Annotated in this window: 15 protein-coding genes and 1 tRNA gene; 7 read left to right on the top strand and 9 right to left on the bottom strand. The window is 58.9% G+C overall.

Annotation, left to right across the window (positions count from 1 at the left end):
• Window positions 1–77 precede the first annotated feature (77 nt).
• Entirely contained in the window at window positions 78–1037 is a 960-nt protein-coding gene (locus J3349_RS09050) for a 2-dehydropantoate 2-reductase (RefSeq protein ID WP_207677183.1), read from the top strand.
• A 14-nt stretch (window positions 1038–1051) separates the two neighbouring features.
• Window positions 1052–1588: a TIGR00730 family Rossman fold protein gene (locus J3349_RS09045; protein WP_149794325.1), complete on the top strand. Its 537-nt coding sequence runs from the start codon at window positions 1052–1054 to the stop codon at window positions 1586–1588.
• Window positions 1589–1638: 50 nt separating this feature from the next.
• Here the strand turns inward: J3349_RS09045 and J3349_RS09040 are convergent, their stop codons facing one another.
• The 9 genes from J3349_RS09040 to J3349_RS14195 all read right to left on the bottom strand — a co-directional run bounded on the left by J3349_RS09040 (window position 1639) and on the right by J3349_RS14195 (window position 10179).
• Complete coding sequence (locus J3349_RS09040) at window positions 1639–3009, bottom strand: sodium-dependent transporter (protein WP_207677182.1); 1371 nt, start codon at window positions 3007–3009, stop codon at window positions 1639–1641.
• A 167-nt stretch (window positions 3010–3176) separates the two neighbouring features.
• Window positions 3177–4109, bottom strand: a complete 933-nt coding sequence (locus tag J3349_RS09035; protein ID WP_158397044.1) for a carbohydrate kinase family protein — start codon at window positions 4107–4109, stop codon at window positions 3177–3179.
• Window positions 4110–4158: 49 nt separating this feature from the next.
• Window positions 4159–5139 carry an ATP-binding protein gene (locus J3349_RS09030; RefSeq protein WP_207677181.1) on the bottom strand — a complete coding sequence of 327 codons (981 nt, stop codon included), beginning with the start codon at window positions 5137–5139 and terminating at the stop codon, window positions 4159–4161.
• Between the two features lie 21 nt (window positions 5140–5160).
• Window positions 5161–6075 (bottom strand): DnaD domain protein, encoded by a 915-nt coding sequence (locus J3349_RS09025; protein WP_207677180.1) that lies wholly within the window; start codon window positions 6073–6075, stop codon window positions 5161–5163.
• The gene (locus tag J3349_RS09020; RefSeq protein ID WP_207677179.1) at window positions 6072–6452 is read right to left on the bottom strand and encodes a hypothetical protein; all 381 of its coding nucleotides are present in this window, start codon (window positions 6450–6452) and stop codon (window positions 6072–6074) included. Before J3349_RS09020 ends, J3349_RS09025 begins: the two co-directional genes overlap by 4 nt.
• Window positions 6453–6524: 72 nt before the next feature.
• A tRNA-Gly gene (locus tag J3349_RS09015) sits at window positions 6525–6600 on the bottom strand.
• A 278-nt stretch (window positions 6601–6878) separates the two neighbouring features.
• Window positions 6879–7139, bottom strand: coding sequence for a TIGR03905 family TSCPD domain-containing protein (locus J3349_RS09010; protein ID WP_149794332.1), 261 nt, complete (start codon window positions 7137–7139; stop codon window positions 6879–6881).
• A gap of 98 nt (window positions 7140–7237) precedes the next feature.
• Window positions 7238–8095, bottom strand: a complete 858-nt coding sequence (locus J3349_RS09005; protein ID WP_207677178.1) for a PHP domain-containing protein — start codon at window positions 8093–8095, stop codon at window positions 7238–7240.
• 74 nt (window positions 8096–8169) lie between these two features.
• Window positions 8170–10179 carry a hypothetical protein gene (locus J3349_RS14195; protein ID WP_207677177.1) on the bottom strand — a complete coding sequence of 670 codons (2010 nt, stop codon included), beginning with the start codon at window positions 10177–10179 and terminating at the stop codon, window positions 8170–8172.
• Window positions 10180–10400: 221 nt separating this feature from the next.
• On the opposite strand from J3349_RS14195, the gene J3349_RS08995 reads away from it, so the two are divergent.
• The 5 genes from J3349_RS08995 to J3349_RS08975 all read left to right on the top strand — a co-directional run bounded on the left by J3349_RS08995 (window position 10401) and on the right by J3349_RS08975 (window position 13923).
• Window positions 10401–11201, top strand: a complete 801-nt coding sequence (locus J3349_RS08995; protein ID WP_149794335.1) for an aspartate dehydrogenase domain-containing protein — start codon at window positions 10401–10403, stop codon at window positions 11199–11201.
• 15 nt (window positions 11202–11216) lie between these two features.
• A complete protein-coding gene (locus J3349_RS08990; protein ID WP_207677176.1) occupies window positions 11217–12113 on the top strand; it encodes an NAD(P)-dependent oxidoreductase in 897 nt (298 codons plus the stop codon).
• 25 nt (window positions 12114–12138) lie between these two features.
• Window positions 12139–12279, top strand: coding sequence for a hypothetical protein (locus tag J3349_RS08985; protein ID WP_347564994.1), 141 nt, complete (start codon window positions 12139–12141; stop codon window positions 12277–12279).
• 122 nt (window positions 12280–12401) lie between these two features.
• Window positions 12402–13142 (top strand): YoaP domain-containing protein, encoded by a 741-nt coding sequence (locus J3349_RS08980; protein ID WP_207677175.1) that lies wholly within the window; start codon window positions 12402–12404, stop codon window positions 13140–13142.
• Window positions 13143–13224: 82 nt separating this feature from the next.
• Window positions 13225–13923, top strand: a complete 699-nt coding sequence (locus tag J3349_RS08975) for an alpha/beta hydrolase (RefSeq protein ID WP_207677174.1) — start codon at window positions 13225–13227, stop codon at window positions 13921–13923.
• The last annotated feature ends 354 nt before the right edge of the window (window positions 13924–14277 follow it).

Below are 14277 nucleotides of genomic sequence, written 5' to 3'. Positions count from 1 at the left end.
GAACGATGGCGGGTCTGGTTACAAAGCAGCAGAAATGGATCCCGCAAATCATGCGGATGATATTGAGGTGGAACGATATGGACATCAAAAAAGTTGCAGTTCTAGGAGCCGGTGCGGTCGGCTCCTACGTGATCTGGGGGCTTTCGGCCCGCAGGGACATTGAACTTGGCGTGGTGGCCGATGGCCCGCGCGGCGAGCGTCTGGCAAAAGAAGGCTGTGCCATCAACGGCAAAATCTACCGCCCGGCGGTCTGGACGCCGCAGGAGGCGCATGACGCTGACCTTCTCATCGTCTGCCTGAAATACGGCGCACTGCCCGGCGCACTGGACAGCATCAAAGCCGTCACTGGCCCCCATACCACCATCATGAGCCTGATGAACGGCGTGGACAGCGAGGACATCATTGCCTCTGCCGTGGGTGGGGAGCATCTGCTTTACTCCCTCATCAAAGTGGCGTCTCACAAGGAGGCGGACGGCTTCCATTTTGACCCGGCGACCACCGTTGGCATCATCTTCGGCGAGAAGGAGCCGCCCTGCGACAGCCCCCGCGTCAAGGCCGTGGAGGCACTGTTCGGCGGCACAGAGCTGCACTTCCGGGCCACCGACTGCATCCGGGAAGAGATGTGGAGCAAGTTCCGCCTCAATGTCTGCAACAACCTGCCCCAGGCCATCCTCGGCGCAGGCGTAGGCTGCTACCGTGACAGCGTCCATATGAAGGCCATCAGCGACGGCCTCCGCCGTGAGTTGGAAGCCATTGCCGCAGCCAAAGGCATCGATATGCAGAAGGTGGATGCCGTGTCCGGCAAGGGCTGCGCCGTCAAGCCCTCGGCCCGCTACTCGACGTTGCAAGACCTCGACGCCGGACGCCATACCGAAGTCGATATGTTCTCGGGTGCGCTCATCCGGATGGGCAAAGAGCTGGGCATCCCGACGCCCTACAATGAGTTTGCTTATCACATGATAAAAGCGCTGGAAGAAAAGAACGACGGTAAGTTTGATTATACCGGCCCGAATCAGGAAATGACATGGGCAAAGTGACAGGAGAAATGCAGATGAATATTACGGTCTATCTGGGGGCCAACGAGGGCAGCGACCCGGCCCTGAAACAGGCGGTGGAGGAACTGGGCCGCTGGATCGGCGAGAGCGGGAACGCGCTGGTCTACGGCGGCTCCCGCAGCGGCCTGATGGGGCGTCTGGCCCACAGCGTTCTGACGGCGGGCGGTGAAGTGACCGGCGTCGAGCCCCAGTTCTTCATCGACTCCGAGGTGCAGTATGACGGCCTGACCAGGCTCATCGTCACGCAGGACATGACCGAGCGCAAGACCAGGATGATAGAGCTGGGCGACGCCTTTATCGCGTTCCCCGGCGGCACCGGTACGCTGGAAGAGATCGCCGAGGTGATGTCCAAGGTCTCGCTGGGCCATCTGGACGCGCCCTGCATCCTCTATGACCTCGACGGCTACTACGCCGGCCTGAAAGCTCTGCTGGCCCACATGGTCGAGATGGGGCTGTCCAGCCCCGAGCGGCAGAGCGGCATTTATTTTGTAAAGAATCTGGACGAGATAAAGAGCATCCTGAAAAGGGCATAAGAAAAGCGCTGGAAGCGGTGTAAAGGCTTCCAGCGCTTTTTATTGTCTGCTTACATGGAGATGACGCCCAGCGCGTTTGCCACCGAGCTGATGAGGATGATGGCCGCGAAGATGGGGCAGAGGTACTTTATCATAAAGTTGAAGATGCGCTTGCGGCGGAAGGGCTTGCCTTCCAGCGTGACCTCTTCCTCGATTTTCTCCACACCGATGACCCGGGACACCAGCAGGCAGGTGGTGATGGCTGCAATGGGCATCATGACGGAGTTGGTGAGGAAATCGAAGAAGTCGAGGAACTGCATCCCAAAGACCGTGAACTGGGCCAGCGGGCCGTAGCCCAGAGCCGACAGACTGCCCAGTACCAGCATGATGATGCCGATGAGGACGGTAGCCTGCTTACGCTCCCAGCCCAGCTCGTCCTCGAAGGTGGAGACGGCGCTTTCCGTCAGGGCGATGGAGCTGGTGACGGCGGCGAAAAGCACCAGCGTGAAGAAGAGGATGCCCACCACGGTGCCGAGGCCCATGATCTCAAAGACCTTCGGGATGGTGATGAACATGAGGGCCGGGCCGGCCTGCAGGGTGTCCGGGTCGCCGCCCGAGAAGGAAAAGACCGCCGGAATGATCATCAGGCCCGCCATGATGGCAATGGCCGTGTCGAAGATCTCCACGTTCTCGGTGGACTCCTCGATGGAGACATCCTTCTTCATGTAGGAGCCGAAGGTGACGAGGATGCCCATTGCGATGGAGAGGGAGTAGAACATCTGCCCCATGGCGGTCACGACGGTCATCCAGGAGAAGTTGGAGAGATTCGGCACGAGGAAATACTTCACGCCCTCCAGCGCACCCGGGCGGGTGACGGAGTAGCCCGCGATGATGACAGACAGCACCACGAGAATGGGCATCATCACCTTGGAGACCCGCTCCACGCCGTTGCGCACGCCTGCAAAGATGATGGCAAGGGTGAAGATGGTAAAGAGGACAAAGCATATCTCTGCCGAAGCGCCGCTGGAAATGAAGGCCGAAAAGTAGCCGTCTGTGGCCAGCTCACTGCCGTGGCCGCTGACGTAGTCGGCCAGATACCGGATGACCCAGCCGCCGATGACCGAGTAATAAGGCACGATGAGGATGGGGATGATGGCGTTTATCCAGCCGCCGAAGGAGCGCCTGCCCTTGCGGACGGCGGCGAATGCGCCCACCGGGCTTTTCCTGGTCATCCGGCCCAGCGCCGTTTCGGCCACGATCATGGTGTAGCCGAAGGTGAAGGCGAGGATGATGTAGATGAGCAGGAAAATGCCGCCGCCGTACTTTGCTGCGAGGTAGGGGAAACGCCAGATATTGCCGAGGCCTACCGAAGCGCCTGCCGCCGAGAGGACAAAGCCGATCTTGCCCGAAAAGGCGCTTCGCTTGTGCTGATTTTTGTTCATTAGATTCTCCTCTTTTCACAAATTTGAATAAGTCCAGTGTAACACTGCCACAGGTGGGATTCAACAGATTTTCCGACAAAAACCGCGAAATGCATCGAAAGAATCGAACGGCAGCATTAAAAAATAAGCACAGAGGCCCAGAGACCTCTGCGCTTGAAGATGCAGATTCAGTCCACTACCGGCACATCCAGCCCGAATTCCAGCGGGCGGAAACGGGGGCAGACGTTCTCGGTGATGCAGATGACCGACGCGGCCAGGCGGCTGCCGATCTCACAGGACTGGGCCAGATTCTTGCCGTAGGTCAGGCCGATGACCGTACCGGCAAAGAAGGCGTCGCCTGCGCCGGTGGTGTCGATGACGTCCACCTTCTTGGCGGGTACGACGCCGCACTCGCCGGTGTGCTTGGCGTACACGGCACCCTGACCGCCCATGGTCACCACCATGCTGGTCATGTTGGCGCTGTGGACGTTCCGGGCCAGTACCTGAGCCATCTGGCTGGGGGTGAGATGCTCGTAGTCGTCCGAGAAGAGCAGACCGGCCTCCTGCTGGTTGCAGACGAAGCAGTCGATCTGCTGCAGATAGTCGCGGCGCTCCATGGCGATGCTCATGTTGGAGACTGCGGCAAAGACTTTTTTGTTGTATTTCCTGGCATAGCGGAGCACCTGCTTGACCGTGTCTTTCTCGAGATCCAGCTCGATGGCGATGGCGTCGCAGTCCTTGAAGATCTCGTCGCCCTTCTCCTCCAGCAGGGTGGTCAGCGGGGTGGTGTCAGGGCGCTTGGAGATGGCAGCGTGGACGTCGCCGTCGTTGTCAAAGATGGCCAGCCAGGTCCCCATGCCATCGGGAACCTTCTGGATGTACCTGGTGTTGACCTTGTGATTGTCCAGTTTGTCGATGACGTCCTGGCCCATGCCGGTGTCGTCCACCAGACCCACGAAGGTGGGGCGCAGCTCCACATTGGCGATGTCCTCCGCCACGTTTCGGCTCACACCGCCATGCACCTGTTCAATGCGGCCGGCATTCCGTCCGCCGGGGATGTAGGTGGAGAGGGGATAGCCCTTGATGTCTACGAAAACTGCGCCGATGACTACGATTCCCATATTTGAAATTCCTTTCCTGAATAAGAACTCTCTTTGACTTCTATCCTATTTACGCTTCTTCTGCCTTTTGCGCCCGAATATCGTCGCCCATAAAGAGGAAGGGGACAAAAGAGGAGAGGCGGCTGGAGATTTTTTCGGTGTAGAGCTTTTCCAGCAGAGCGCCGTCGGTGATGTTGGTGGTGACGATGGTGGGCAGCTTCGCGCCCAGACGGTTGTTCAGCAGGCTGTAAAGGGTGCTGATGAGGAAGCTGGAGTTGAACTCGGAACCCAGGTCGTCGAGGATGAGCAGGTCGGCCCCGGCGGCGGTGCGCAGGAGCATCTCTTCCTCCCCGGCGGGGTCGGAGCCGAAGTGCAGGGCCTCGAGCTTCGAGAAGAAGTCGGGGCTGGACACATAGATGACGTCGAAGCCCTTTTCCAGCACCTCTCCGGCAATGGCCAGAGCGGCATGGGTCTTGCCCAGACCGGCGTTGCCGAGGAGCATCAGGCTCTCGCTGGTGGTATCGAATTCGTCGGCGTAGCCGCGCAGGTCATTCAGGAGGGTGGACATATAACTCCGCACCGGCTCGCCGAGGGAGGCGTCCATCCGGGCGGGGTAGTAGCGCAGCTCCATGGTATCGAAGCTGGAAATGGAGAGGCTGGACAGAGCCTCGATCTCCGACCGGCGGAGCTGCTGCATCACCTTGTGGACGCAGCTGCAGGTGCGTCCGTCCACAATGCCGGTGTCTTCGCAGAGCCTGCAGGTGAAGTGCGGCTCCAGTGTGTCGGCGGGACGGCCGCTGGAGGCCAGCAGGTCGGCCAGCTTTTTGCGGGCATCGGTGAGGGCCGCAGCGGCATCGGTGCGGTCCTTGCCCGCCGCACCGGCCAGTGCGCAGCGGATGCCCCGCACCCGCACCTCTTCTTCGGCGTGGCGCAGCCCGGGGACAGCAGCCTCGGCCTCAGCGCGGGCGTCCTCCGCCTTGGCCCGTGCGGTCTGACGACGGCGGGCGACGGTGCGCAGGGCTTCCTGATACAGTTCGTTTTTGGTACGCATAGTGTCTCCTTATGCCGGGGGTCACTCGGACTTTTTCTTGAGGGTGCGGCGGCGGGCAGCGTTCTTGAGGAAGTCGTTGCCGCTGGGGGTCTCGCGGTCTACCCGGATGTTCCTGCTGGCTCCGGCAGCGGCCACCGGAGTGCGCACATCGTGGATATTGCGCAGACCCTTGGCGTTCCAGGTCTTGAGGATGCTGTTCCAGTACCACAGGTCACGCTTCGGCCCGGCCTGCACAGCGGCCTCCTGCACCATGGCGTCATCGTAGCCGTAGACCTCATACCACCGGGCGATGGCTTTCCGCCCGCCGAGGGTGAGCTCGCTGTCCGGGATGCCCAGCAGGGAAGCAACATACTGTTCCCGGGTCTGGCGGAAGGCCAGCAGCTTGAGGTGGGCGTCGGCCTGTTCGCCGGTCTCCACGCCCTCGGCCCGCCAGACTTTCAGCTCGTGGAGGACGGCGGCCATCGTCCGCTTGCCCCGGCTGGCCACATAGGCCACGCAGAGCATGACGGTCTCGGGGGCAAAGCCCTCCTGTACGTAGAGGTTGACCAGCTTTTCCATCTCGCTGTGAGTCAGCGGGCGGGCAAAGCCGGTCTGAGCGCAGTCGATGAGGCTCGAGATCATGGGGTCGGTGCGGCTTGCGGCGGCGATCTCCGCCCAGGTCATGGGGGCAGGAGCAGAGGGCTCTGCTCCCGGCGCGGCGTTCTCGTCGTAGCGCTCGAGAAGCCCCGCACCGGCCCAGAAGGAGAGGGCGCTTTCGGCAGAGATGCGGCTGCGCAGTTTAAGGTCGGCACAAATTTTTTCGGGGTCGGTGACGCCGGTGGCCAGCACATACAGCGCTACCCGGACGTTGTATTCCTCGGCGATGCCCAGCTTGGAAAAGATGAGCTGCGGCACCGGGATGGTGTCGCCCTTGAGCTCTTTGAGACGGTATATCATTTGCTTTCCCCGCTTTCTGCGTCCTCGTCCTTCGGCGGCGGTGACCAGGGCTCACAGTCCAGGATGGAGGGCCGCTGCTTCCAGAGCGCCAGGTCAGTGCTGTAGGCAGAGGACAGATACTCTGCCGCTGCGGCCCGGCCCTCGTCCGTCAGCGGAAAGACCATCTGCCGGCGCAGGGCGGGGTCGGTGCGGTCCAGCGCCCAGGGGTCGGGCCAGATGTCCACCGTGAGGATGGCTTCCTCTTTCTGTGCGCCCTCGCCGCCGTCCGGGTCAGGCACGCTGCGCTTGCCGGGCGAGAGCAGATAGCGCATCCCGTCTTCGTTGCCGCTGTATTGATTCTTGCACTTGAAATAGTGCAGAAGGGGTACAAAAATCATGACGTCCCTCTCAGTTTTAGACTTGCTGAAATGATAAAAGCGCCAATTCTTGACGAATCAGCGCTCTTTTTGTGGAGCAGGATACGGGACTCGAACCCGCCGCCTACTGCTTGGGAAGCAGTCGCTCTACCGGATGAGCTAACCCTGCGTTTGCTCATTTATTGTAGCAAAGGACACGGGTTTTGTCAACCGCTTTTTGGCTCGATTTTGGTCGGAACCAGAAACTCCTCTGTCGGCAGCGTAGAAAATCAAATTTTACTTTATAGCAATTCAACTTTTTAATGCAGCAGCAACAGCGTTGAATTGCCTATCGCAAATATGCCGTTTCGATAGGCACTATTTTTGAAAATTGCGATAAACAAAAAGACCACCGTTTTGCCCGCAGGAAATAAGGGCAGGACGGTGGTCTTTTGAACGGACTGTGAATTACAGCTCAGCCAGAGCGCGCTTGAGGTTCTGGGCGATCTGGTCAGGGCAGCTGGTGGGGCGGGGGCCGCAGGTGGTGCCTTCCATGCGGGCGATGGCGTCCTCAGCCTTCATGCCCTTGAGCAGGCGGCTGATGCCCTTCAGGTTGCCGTTGCAGCCGCCGATGACCTCGATGGACTCGATGGTGTGGTCATCGTTCAGCACGATGTGGGTCTCCTTGGAGCAGGTACCCTTGTTGGGGTAGCTGAAAGACTTGCTCATATTCAAACATCCTCTCTTTATATCCGACTGACAGGCGAGCGGACTCGCATAGCATTTTTATTATATACTTGTCAGACGAGGAAGTCAATGTGACCCGGTCACAGAGCGCCGCCCCGGCGCTTGCGGGCCAGTGCCTCGATGCGCGCGATCTGGTCGTCCTCGGTGACGCAGGCACCCACCGGGTGGGGTTTGCCGTGGTTCGCGCCGTGAAAGTCGCTGCCGCCGGTGACGATGAGGTCGTGCTTCTTGCAGAGCTCAGCGCACTCGGCCATATCCTCGGGGCTGTTGCGGGGGTGATGCACCTCGATGCCGTCGATGGCCCCTTCAGCCACCAGCTCCCGCAGCAGAGGCATACTCTTGTACACCGTCGGGTGGGCGAACACCACCACGGCCCCAGCGGCCTTTGCCGTGGCCAGCACCTCCCGCACCGGAGGGTAAGTGGGGGAGTGGAGGCACTTGCCCCGCGGCTCCCAGCCGAACAGTTCGTGATAAAGCCCGGTGTAGATGCCGTCGCACAGGCCCAGCTGCTGCAGCGCCTGCATGATGCCGCTCTTGAAGAGGACGCCGCTGTCCTGCGCATATTCCAGCGCCTGCTCGGCGCGGAACTGGGGGTACAGCGCCTCGATCTCCCGGCAGCTCTGCAGAGCGCACTCGTTGCGGCGCTGGCGCATGATGTCGCAGTGCCGGCGCAGGGCAGGGCAGTCGAGGTCGGGCCAGAAGGTCAGCAGGTGGACGCGGTGGCTGCGCTCGAAGTCGTAGCCGGTGAGCTCGGCGGCGGGGATGAGCCGCACGCCGTCCTGCACCGGGTGGTCGTAGGCGTACTGGGCGCTGAGGGTGGTGTCGTGGTCAGAAAGGGCCAGAGCGCTCAGCCCCAGCCGCGCTGCCATCAGGGGCAGGCGGTGGATGGGGACAGAGCCGTCAGAACAGGTGGAATGAGTATGAAGGTCGCCAGCCATAAGTTACTTTCCCTCGATTTTTACAGATTTCTGCGCCTAGTGTACCACAAAAATCATCGGGGAACAAGGGAGCCTTACACGGCTTTGCCGCCCACCGTGAGCGTGGAAGAACGGATGTGGTGGGTGAGAACGACTTCGGTATCCTCGCCGCCCATGGCCAGCAGTTCGTCCACCGAGAGGCTGGTGGAGCAGAGGATGGTCTGGAAGGTGATGGTGTCGATGCCCTCAGCCCGCAGCTGACGCAGGGTGGCCAGCGAAGCGTGGAGGGAGGCCGTGAACCGCCCGACGCGGAGGGAGAGGACGTTGTTGCCCCGGATGCTGGTGTAGGAGATGCGCTGGCCGTCCTTGTCGGTGACGATGAGGCCCGGGAAGACCGACTCCTGCACAGAGGCGTCCGCAGAGCCGCCAGAGGAGGTATCATCGGGGACGATAGGGGTAACGGGGACTTTGTCGCCGGGCAGAGAGGTATCATTGCCCTTAGAGTCGTAGCGGGTGATAGAGCTGCCCTCAGCAAGGCCGGAGAACTCCTGCTCGCCGTTTATGTCGCCGATAGCCGCGTTGCCCTCGCCCGCCTTGGCAACGATGGTCACTTTGCCCTCAAGGGTGATGTTTGCCTTGGCGTCGCCAACGCCGCTACCGATGCCCGCGCCGCCGGGGATCGTTTCGCCAGCATTGTCTACATCCGACACGCCGCCGGTCGCGTTCACAGTGGGCGCGCCGCTCTCATTGCTCTTGATGGAGATTTGGTTGCCGTTGCCGTCATCTTCGTCGTTTTCTGCGTCAGCACCACCGCCAATGCCAGCGGCGTTCATGCCGCCCTGTGCATTTTTGATGGTGACATTGCCTTCGATGGTTACATCACCCAGTGCGGCATAACCGCCGCCGATGCCTGCACCATAGGCGTCGCCGGTGACAGTGCCAATCGTTGCATTATCTTTGATGGTTACATTGCCGAAGCCATAGACACCGCCGCCGATACCAGCGCCAAAAGTGCCACCGGTGACAGTGCCAATTTTGGCATTATCCTTGATGACCACGTTACCGTTGCCGATTTTATCGGGGGAACTAAATGCGCCGCCGCCGATGCCTGCCGCACCGTAGCCGCCGGTCGCATTCTCGATTTTTGCATTGCCGGAGATGGTCACATTGCCATCGCTGCCATTGCCGCCGCCAATGCCTGCACCGTACTTCGTGTTAGATGCATTTTTAATAACAGCGTCGCCGGTTATCGTAACGGTCGCACCGTTATAATAACCACCGCCGATGCCCGCAGCGCCATCACCGCCTGCGGCAGTGATGGTGCCGCCGCTGATGGTCACATTGCCGCTGCCGTTGCAGCCGCCGCCGATGCCAGCGCCTAAATAACCGCCGGTTGCATTGATCTCGCCGCCGGTGATCTCTACCGTGCCGGTGCCGTAGGAACCACTGCCAATGCCTGCGCCCCAATCGTCACTGGTGGCCGTGATATTGCCGCCAGTGATTTTCACCTGAGCGTCATTGCTGCCAGCGCTGCCGATGCCAGCGCCTTTGAATCCACCGGCAGCCTCCAGACTGCCGTTATTATCTTTGTCCTGAATGGTCAGTTCGCCGCTGGTGTCAGTCTTGTTGTGCTCCAACCCGGCATGGCCAGCGCCGCTCTTCAGCTCGTTGTCGCCATCCAGCTCAATGGTGGTGTCACCTTTGCCGGTCACGCTCACGGCGGCTTCGCTCCCTCTGCTGGCGTCGATGTTCACATCCTTGAGCGTGACCTCAACCTTATCGTCCTTATCTTCGGCCTCGATAGTCACAGTGTTGGAAGAAGCGGTGTCCTTGTGACGGTTTGTGATGACGGTGTCGGTGTCATTTTTGGTGGTCGTCTCGTTCTGAGTGACGTCGTTGCCGTTCTCACCCGCCGAAATCGTAATGTCGCCATCCTCAATATAGTAGGTATCTGCAAAGGCGGGGAAGGCCGCCCCGGTCAGCAGGGCAGCGGTCAGGACAAGCGCCGCTGCCCGCTGAGAGGCCGGACGGGGTGAATTGTTACCCCCCCCCGTATTGAGAGGCCGACCCAGAACACGCATGGCAAGTTTACGATAAGAGAGCATACAAAAACCTCCTTTGGATGTTGAAAAAATATGGACATTCGATTGATGCAATTATAGCATTTCTGGGGAAATAAGCAAGCAAATCTGCGTGAAATGCTGCTTTTCGTGCGTGAATGACAAAAAAACTATGAAAAACGCCGGGTTTTGCTTTTCTGCACATGGCATGGTATACTGGAAAAGAAAAATCCGCCAACCCGGCGGGAAAAAGGAGAAACGGAAACATGAAAACGAAATTTGGCATCGTGGGCTGTGGTTTCCTCGGCAATATCGTGGCCGATGCGTGGAAGAAGGGCCTGCTGGAAGACTACGAGCTGGTGGGTGTCACCAGCCGCACCTTCGCTTCGGCAGAGAAGACGGCGGCAAGCGTGGGTTGTGCGGCCTGCGCGGACGTGGATGCTCTGCTGGCGCTGGAGCCGGAGTACATCGTGGAAGCCGCTTCGGTGGAAGCGGTGCGCGCAATGGCCGTTCCGGTGCTGCGCCGGGGCGTGAACCTCGTGGTGCTGTCCATCGGTGCATTCGCCGACCTCGCGTTTTATGAAGAGGTCAAGCAGGCGGCCCGGGAGGGCGGCGCAAAGGTGCATCTGGCCAGCGGCGCCATCGGCGGCTTCGATGTGCTGCAGACCGTCACCCTCATGGCTGAGGCCCTGAAGCTGGACGAGAAGGCCGGCATCGAGACTCACACCGGTGCGAAGGGCTTCCGCAACACCCCTGTCTGGGCCGACCATCTGCTGACCGACACCGAGAAGACTACAGTCTTCACCGGCAGCGCCAAGGAAGCCATCGCAACCTTCCCGCGCCGGGTCAACGTCGCTGTGGCCACCTCGCTGGCCACCACCGGCCCCGACATCACCGGCGTGACCATGCACTCCGTACCCGGTTGGGTGGGCGACGACCACTGCATCACTGCCGAGATCGAGGGCGTGAAGGCCGTGGTGGACATCTGCTCGTCCACCAGCGCCATTGCCGGTTGGAGCGCCGTGGCGCTTCTGCGCAACCTCGCCTCGCCGGTCTGCTTCTATTAAAAAGGAGGGAGTCTCATGTTCAAGAAACTGGTGGCCATCGAGCCGGTCAGCCTCATCCCCACAGCAGAGGAAGCGCTGCATCAGTACGCCGAACAGGTCGAGCTTTACCGCGATATTCCCGCCGACGACGAAGAGATCGTTTGCCGCATCGGAGACGCCGACGCGGCGCTGTTGAGCTATACCTCCCGCATGGGCAAAAACGTCATCGAGCGCTGCCCGAACCTGCGCTACATCGGGATGTGCTGCAGCCTCTACTCGGAGGAAAGCGCCAATGTGGACATCGCCTTTGCCCGGGAAAAGGGCATCAAGGTGCTGGGCATCCGGGACTACGGCGACCGCGGCGTGGTGGAGTACGTCCTCCACGAGCTGACCGGCCTGCTCCACGGCTTCGGGATGCCGATGCTCCACGACGAGCCCGTGGAAATTTACGGCCTCAAGGTGGGTATCGTGGGTCTGGGCGTTTCGGGCCGGATGATCGCCGATGCACTGACCTTCCTCGGCGCGGACATCTCCTACTACAGCCGCAGCCATAAGCCCGACGCCGAGGCCGCAGGCATGAAGTATAAGCCGTTGGACGCTCTGCTCCGGGAGAGCGAAGTGGTCTTTACCTGTTTGAACAAGAATGTTCTGCTCTTGGGCGAGCCGGAGTTTGAGGCGCTGGGGGAGGGGAAAGTCCTTTTCAATACCTCCATCGGCCCCGGCTTTGACTCCGCCGCGCTGGAAAAGTGGCTGGATAAGCCCGGCACCCACTTCTTCTGTGATACCTACGCCGCCGCAGGCCCCGTCAGTGAGGGCTTTTTCCAGCGGCCCAATGTCCACAGCCCGGGTGTCTCGGCAGGCCGCACCAGGCAGGCTTTCGTTCTACTGAGCAAGAAGGTGCTGGCAAACATCGAGACGGCGCTGGGAGAATAAGCTATAACTTTTGAAAAGCCGCTGCATGGGAGACTGTGCGGCGGCAGACGACAACCCCATGAAGCTCATGAGCATTGCCATGAAGCCCCTGTGCTCTCCGCCGTTCCCGCTGGACTACATCGAGGAAATGACCGCCTTGATGGGCGGCGATGGACGGATGCGGTAAGCCGCAGCCAAAAACGAAAAGGTCGCTGTGCCGGAGAAGTGCTCTGCGGCACAGATGGAAAACTGGAAGAAACTGTGCCGGAGAAGGTATGAAAAAGTACAAAGATAGGGGAGAGTGCTTCGATGGACTATATCAGAGTTACCAAAGAAAACATCGACAGGGAACACATCTGTTGTGCCATGTCCGGCAAACAGAGCCTCACCAAGAAAGAATGGCTCAAGCAGCGCTTTGAGGAGGGACTTGTTTTTTACCGCAGTACAGAGCGCGGCAAATGCTTTATCGAGTACATCCCGGCAGAAAACGCATGGGTACCCATTGATGCCGCAGGCTGGCTTTATATCAACTGTCTGTGGGTCTCCGGTTCTTTGAAAGGTCACGGCTATTCCAGCGATCTGCTGGAAGAATGCCTTCGGGATGCCAAGGCGCAGGGCAAAAACGGCGTTTGCATTCTGTGTGCCGAGGGGCGCAAACGGGAATTTCTCGCTGACCCCAAGTTTTTGACCCATAAGGGCTTCAAGGTCTCAGACATCTCCGATTGCGGCATCAATCTCATGTGTCTGCCCCTTGCAGAGAATGTCCGGCCACCAAAATTCAAGGACTGTGCCAAGCATCCCAAGGTGGAGGAAAACGGCTTTGTCCTCTACTATACCGACCAGTGCCCCTACACCTATTATTGGGTGCCAAAGGTACAGGAGGCTGCAAAGGAACATGGGATCCCGTTCAAAGCCGTTCACATCACCGAGAAAGAGACGGCCCAGAATGTGCCTGCACCTGTCACAACATACGCGTTGTTCCGGGATGGGAAGTTTGTGACCCAGAGCATCCAGTCGGACAAGAAATTTTTGAAATTAGCGGCAGAATAATTGAATCAGGCCAGACGCCAGACGCTCAGACGCAGTGCAGCCCATAGAATGGGGGTGTGCTGCGTTTTTTGGAGGACTTTATATGGAAGAAATTGTTGTATATGTTCACGGAAAGGGCGGTTCGGCACAAGAGGCCGAGCATTATAAAGCCCTATTCCCTGATTGTGAAGTAATTGGTTTCGACTACCACGCACAATCTCCATGGGAAGCCACGGAGGAATTTTCCGGATTTTTTACGGCAGTGCGGAAACGCTGCGGGAAGCTCACACTGGTGGCAAATAGCATTGGTGCGTTTTTATCTTTGTCCTCGTTGAATGAGAAATTGGTGGATACCGCTTGTTTTATTTCTCCAGTAGTCGATATGGAGCAACTGATTTGCAACATGATGCAATGGGCTGACGTCTCCGAAGCAGAACTTGCAGAAAAACTGGAAATTCCCACAACATTTGGAGAAACGCTGTCGTGGAAATATCTCTGCTATGTCCGAGAGTATCCGGTTTCATGGAAAATCCCTACCCGCATCTTGTATGGGGAAAAGGATGCTCTGACCTCCATGGAAACCATAAAAGCCTTTGCGGAAAAGAACAACGCAGAGCTGACCGTTATGCCGGGCGGAGAGCATTGGTTTCATACGAAAGAGCAGATGCAATTTTTAGATAACTGGATAAAGAATAGGAGACCCTGCAATGAAACAGAAAATAAGGACGGCTTCGATTCTCCTGCTTATGGTTCTGGGAACCGGGCTGGTGCTGATGGCTTGAGGCACCAAAAGTCTTGCTGACAGCAGCACAGGAGGCTCGGATCCTTACGGACTGAATGTTGAAAGCATGACAGGAACAGACAACTGCCAGATGGAACTGCAGGAGAGTGAAGTACTGCTATCCGTGCCCATCTACCGGTGGCTGCGAAAGCAAGGCGTTGCCCGTTTTTCGGCTTTGTAATGGCAGCATTATAGGAGCTCCGATGTGCGATATTGCGCCAGCTTCCCATTATGGGAGGCTGGTATTTTTGCGCTTTTGCTGTATCAACCTACGATGGTGCAGAAATTTCCACTCAAAAGGGGCATAAAAGCGATGCGCTTGCCCTGCTTGCTGGTACAATGTCATCGATGAAACAAAAATAGTTTCATCAAAGA

The sequence above is a fragment of the Faecalibacterium sp. Marseille-P9590 genome (assembly GCF_017377665.1).
Classification (GTDB): domain Bacteria; phylum Bacillota; class Clostridia; order Oscillospirales; family Ruminococcaceae; genus Faecalibacterium.
Note: the sequence above shows the minus strand (reverse complement) of the source record. Positions and strands in the feature narration are given on the sequence as shown.

Excerpts from the sequence above, each read along its gene's own strand:
- J3349_RS09050 (WP_207677183.1), top strand. The coding sequence starts at position 78 with ATGGACATCAAAAAAGTTGCAGTTCTAGGAGCCGGTGCGGTCGGCTCC.
- J3349_RS09045 (WP_149794325.1), top strand. The coding sequence starts at position 1,052 with ATGAATATTACGGTCTATCTGGGGGCCAACGAGGGCAGCGACCCGGCC.
- J3349_RS09040 (WP_207677182.1), bottom strand. The coding sequence starts at position 3,009 with ATGAACAAAAATCAGCACAAGCGAAGCGCCTTTTCGGGCAAGATCGGC.
- J3349_RS09035 (WP_158397044.1), bottom strand. The coding sequence starts at position 4,109 with ATGGGAATCGTAGTCATCGGCGCAGTTTTCGTAGACATCAAGGGCTAT.
- J3349_RS09030 (WP_207677181.1), bottom strand. The coding sequence starts at position 5,139 with ATGCGTACCAAAAACGAACTGTATCAGGAAGCCCTGCGCACCGTCGCC.
- J3349_RS09025 (WP_207677180.1), bottom strand. The coding sequence starts at position 6,075 with ATGATATACCGTCTCAAAGAGCTCAAGGGCGACACCATCCCGGTGCCG.
- J3349_RS09020 (WP_207677179.1), bottom strand. The coding sequence starts at position 6,452 with ATGATTTTTGTACCCCTTCTGCACTATTTCAAGTGCAAGAATCAATAC.
- J3349_RS09010 (WP_149794332.1), bottom strand. The coding sequence starts at position 7,139 with ATGAGCAAGTCTTTCAGCTACCCCAACAAGGGTACCTGCTCCAAGGAG.
- J3349_RS09005 (WP_207677178.1), bottom strand. The coding sequence starts at position 8,095 with ATGGCTGGCGACCTTCATACTCATTCCACCTGTTCTGACGGCTCTGTC.
- J3349_RS14195 (WP_207677177.1), bottom strand. The coding sequence starts at position 10,179 with ATGCTCTCTTATCGTAAACTTGCCATGCGTGTTCTGGGTCGGCCTCTC.
- J3349_RS08995 (WP_149794335.1), top strand. The coding sequence starts at position 10,401 with ATGAAAACGAAATTTGGCATCGTGGGCTGTGGTTTCCTCGGCAATATC.
- J3349_RS08990 (WP_207677176.1), top strand. The coding sequence starts at position 11,217 with ATGTTCAAGAAACTGGTGGCCATCGAGCCGGTCAGCCTCATCCCCACA.
- J3349_RS08985 (WP_347564994.1), top strand. The coding sequence starts at position 12,139 with ATGGGAGACTGTGCGGCGGCAGACGACAACCCCATGAAGCTCATGAGC.
- J3349_RS08980 (WP_207677175.1), top strand. The coding sequence starts at position 12,402 with ATGGACTATATCAGAGTTACCAAAGAAAACATCGACAGGGAACACATC.
- J3349_RS08975 (WP_207677174.1), top strand. The coding sequence starts at position 13,225 with ATGGAAGAAATTGTTGTATATGTTCACGGAAAGGGCGGTTCGGCACAA.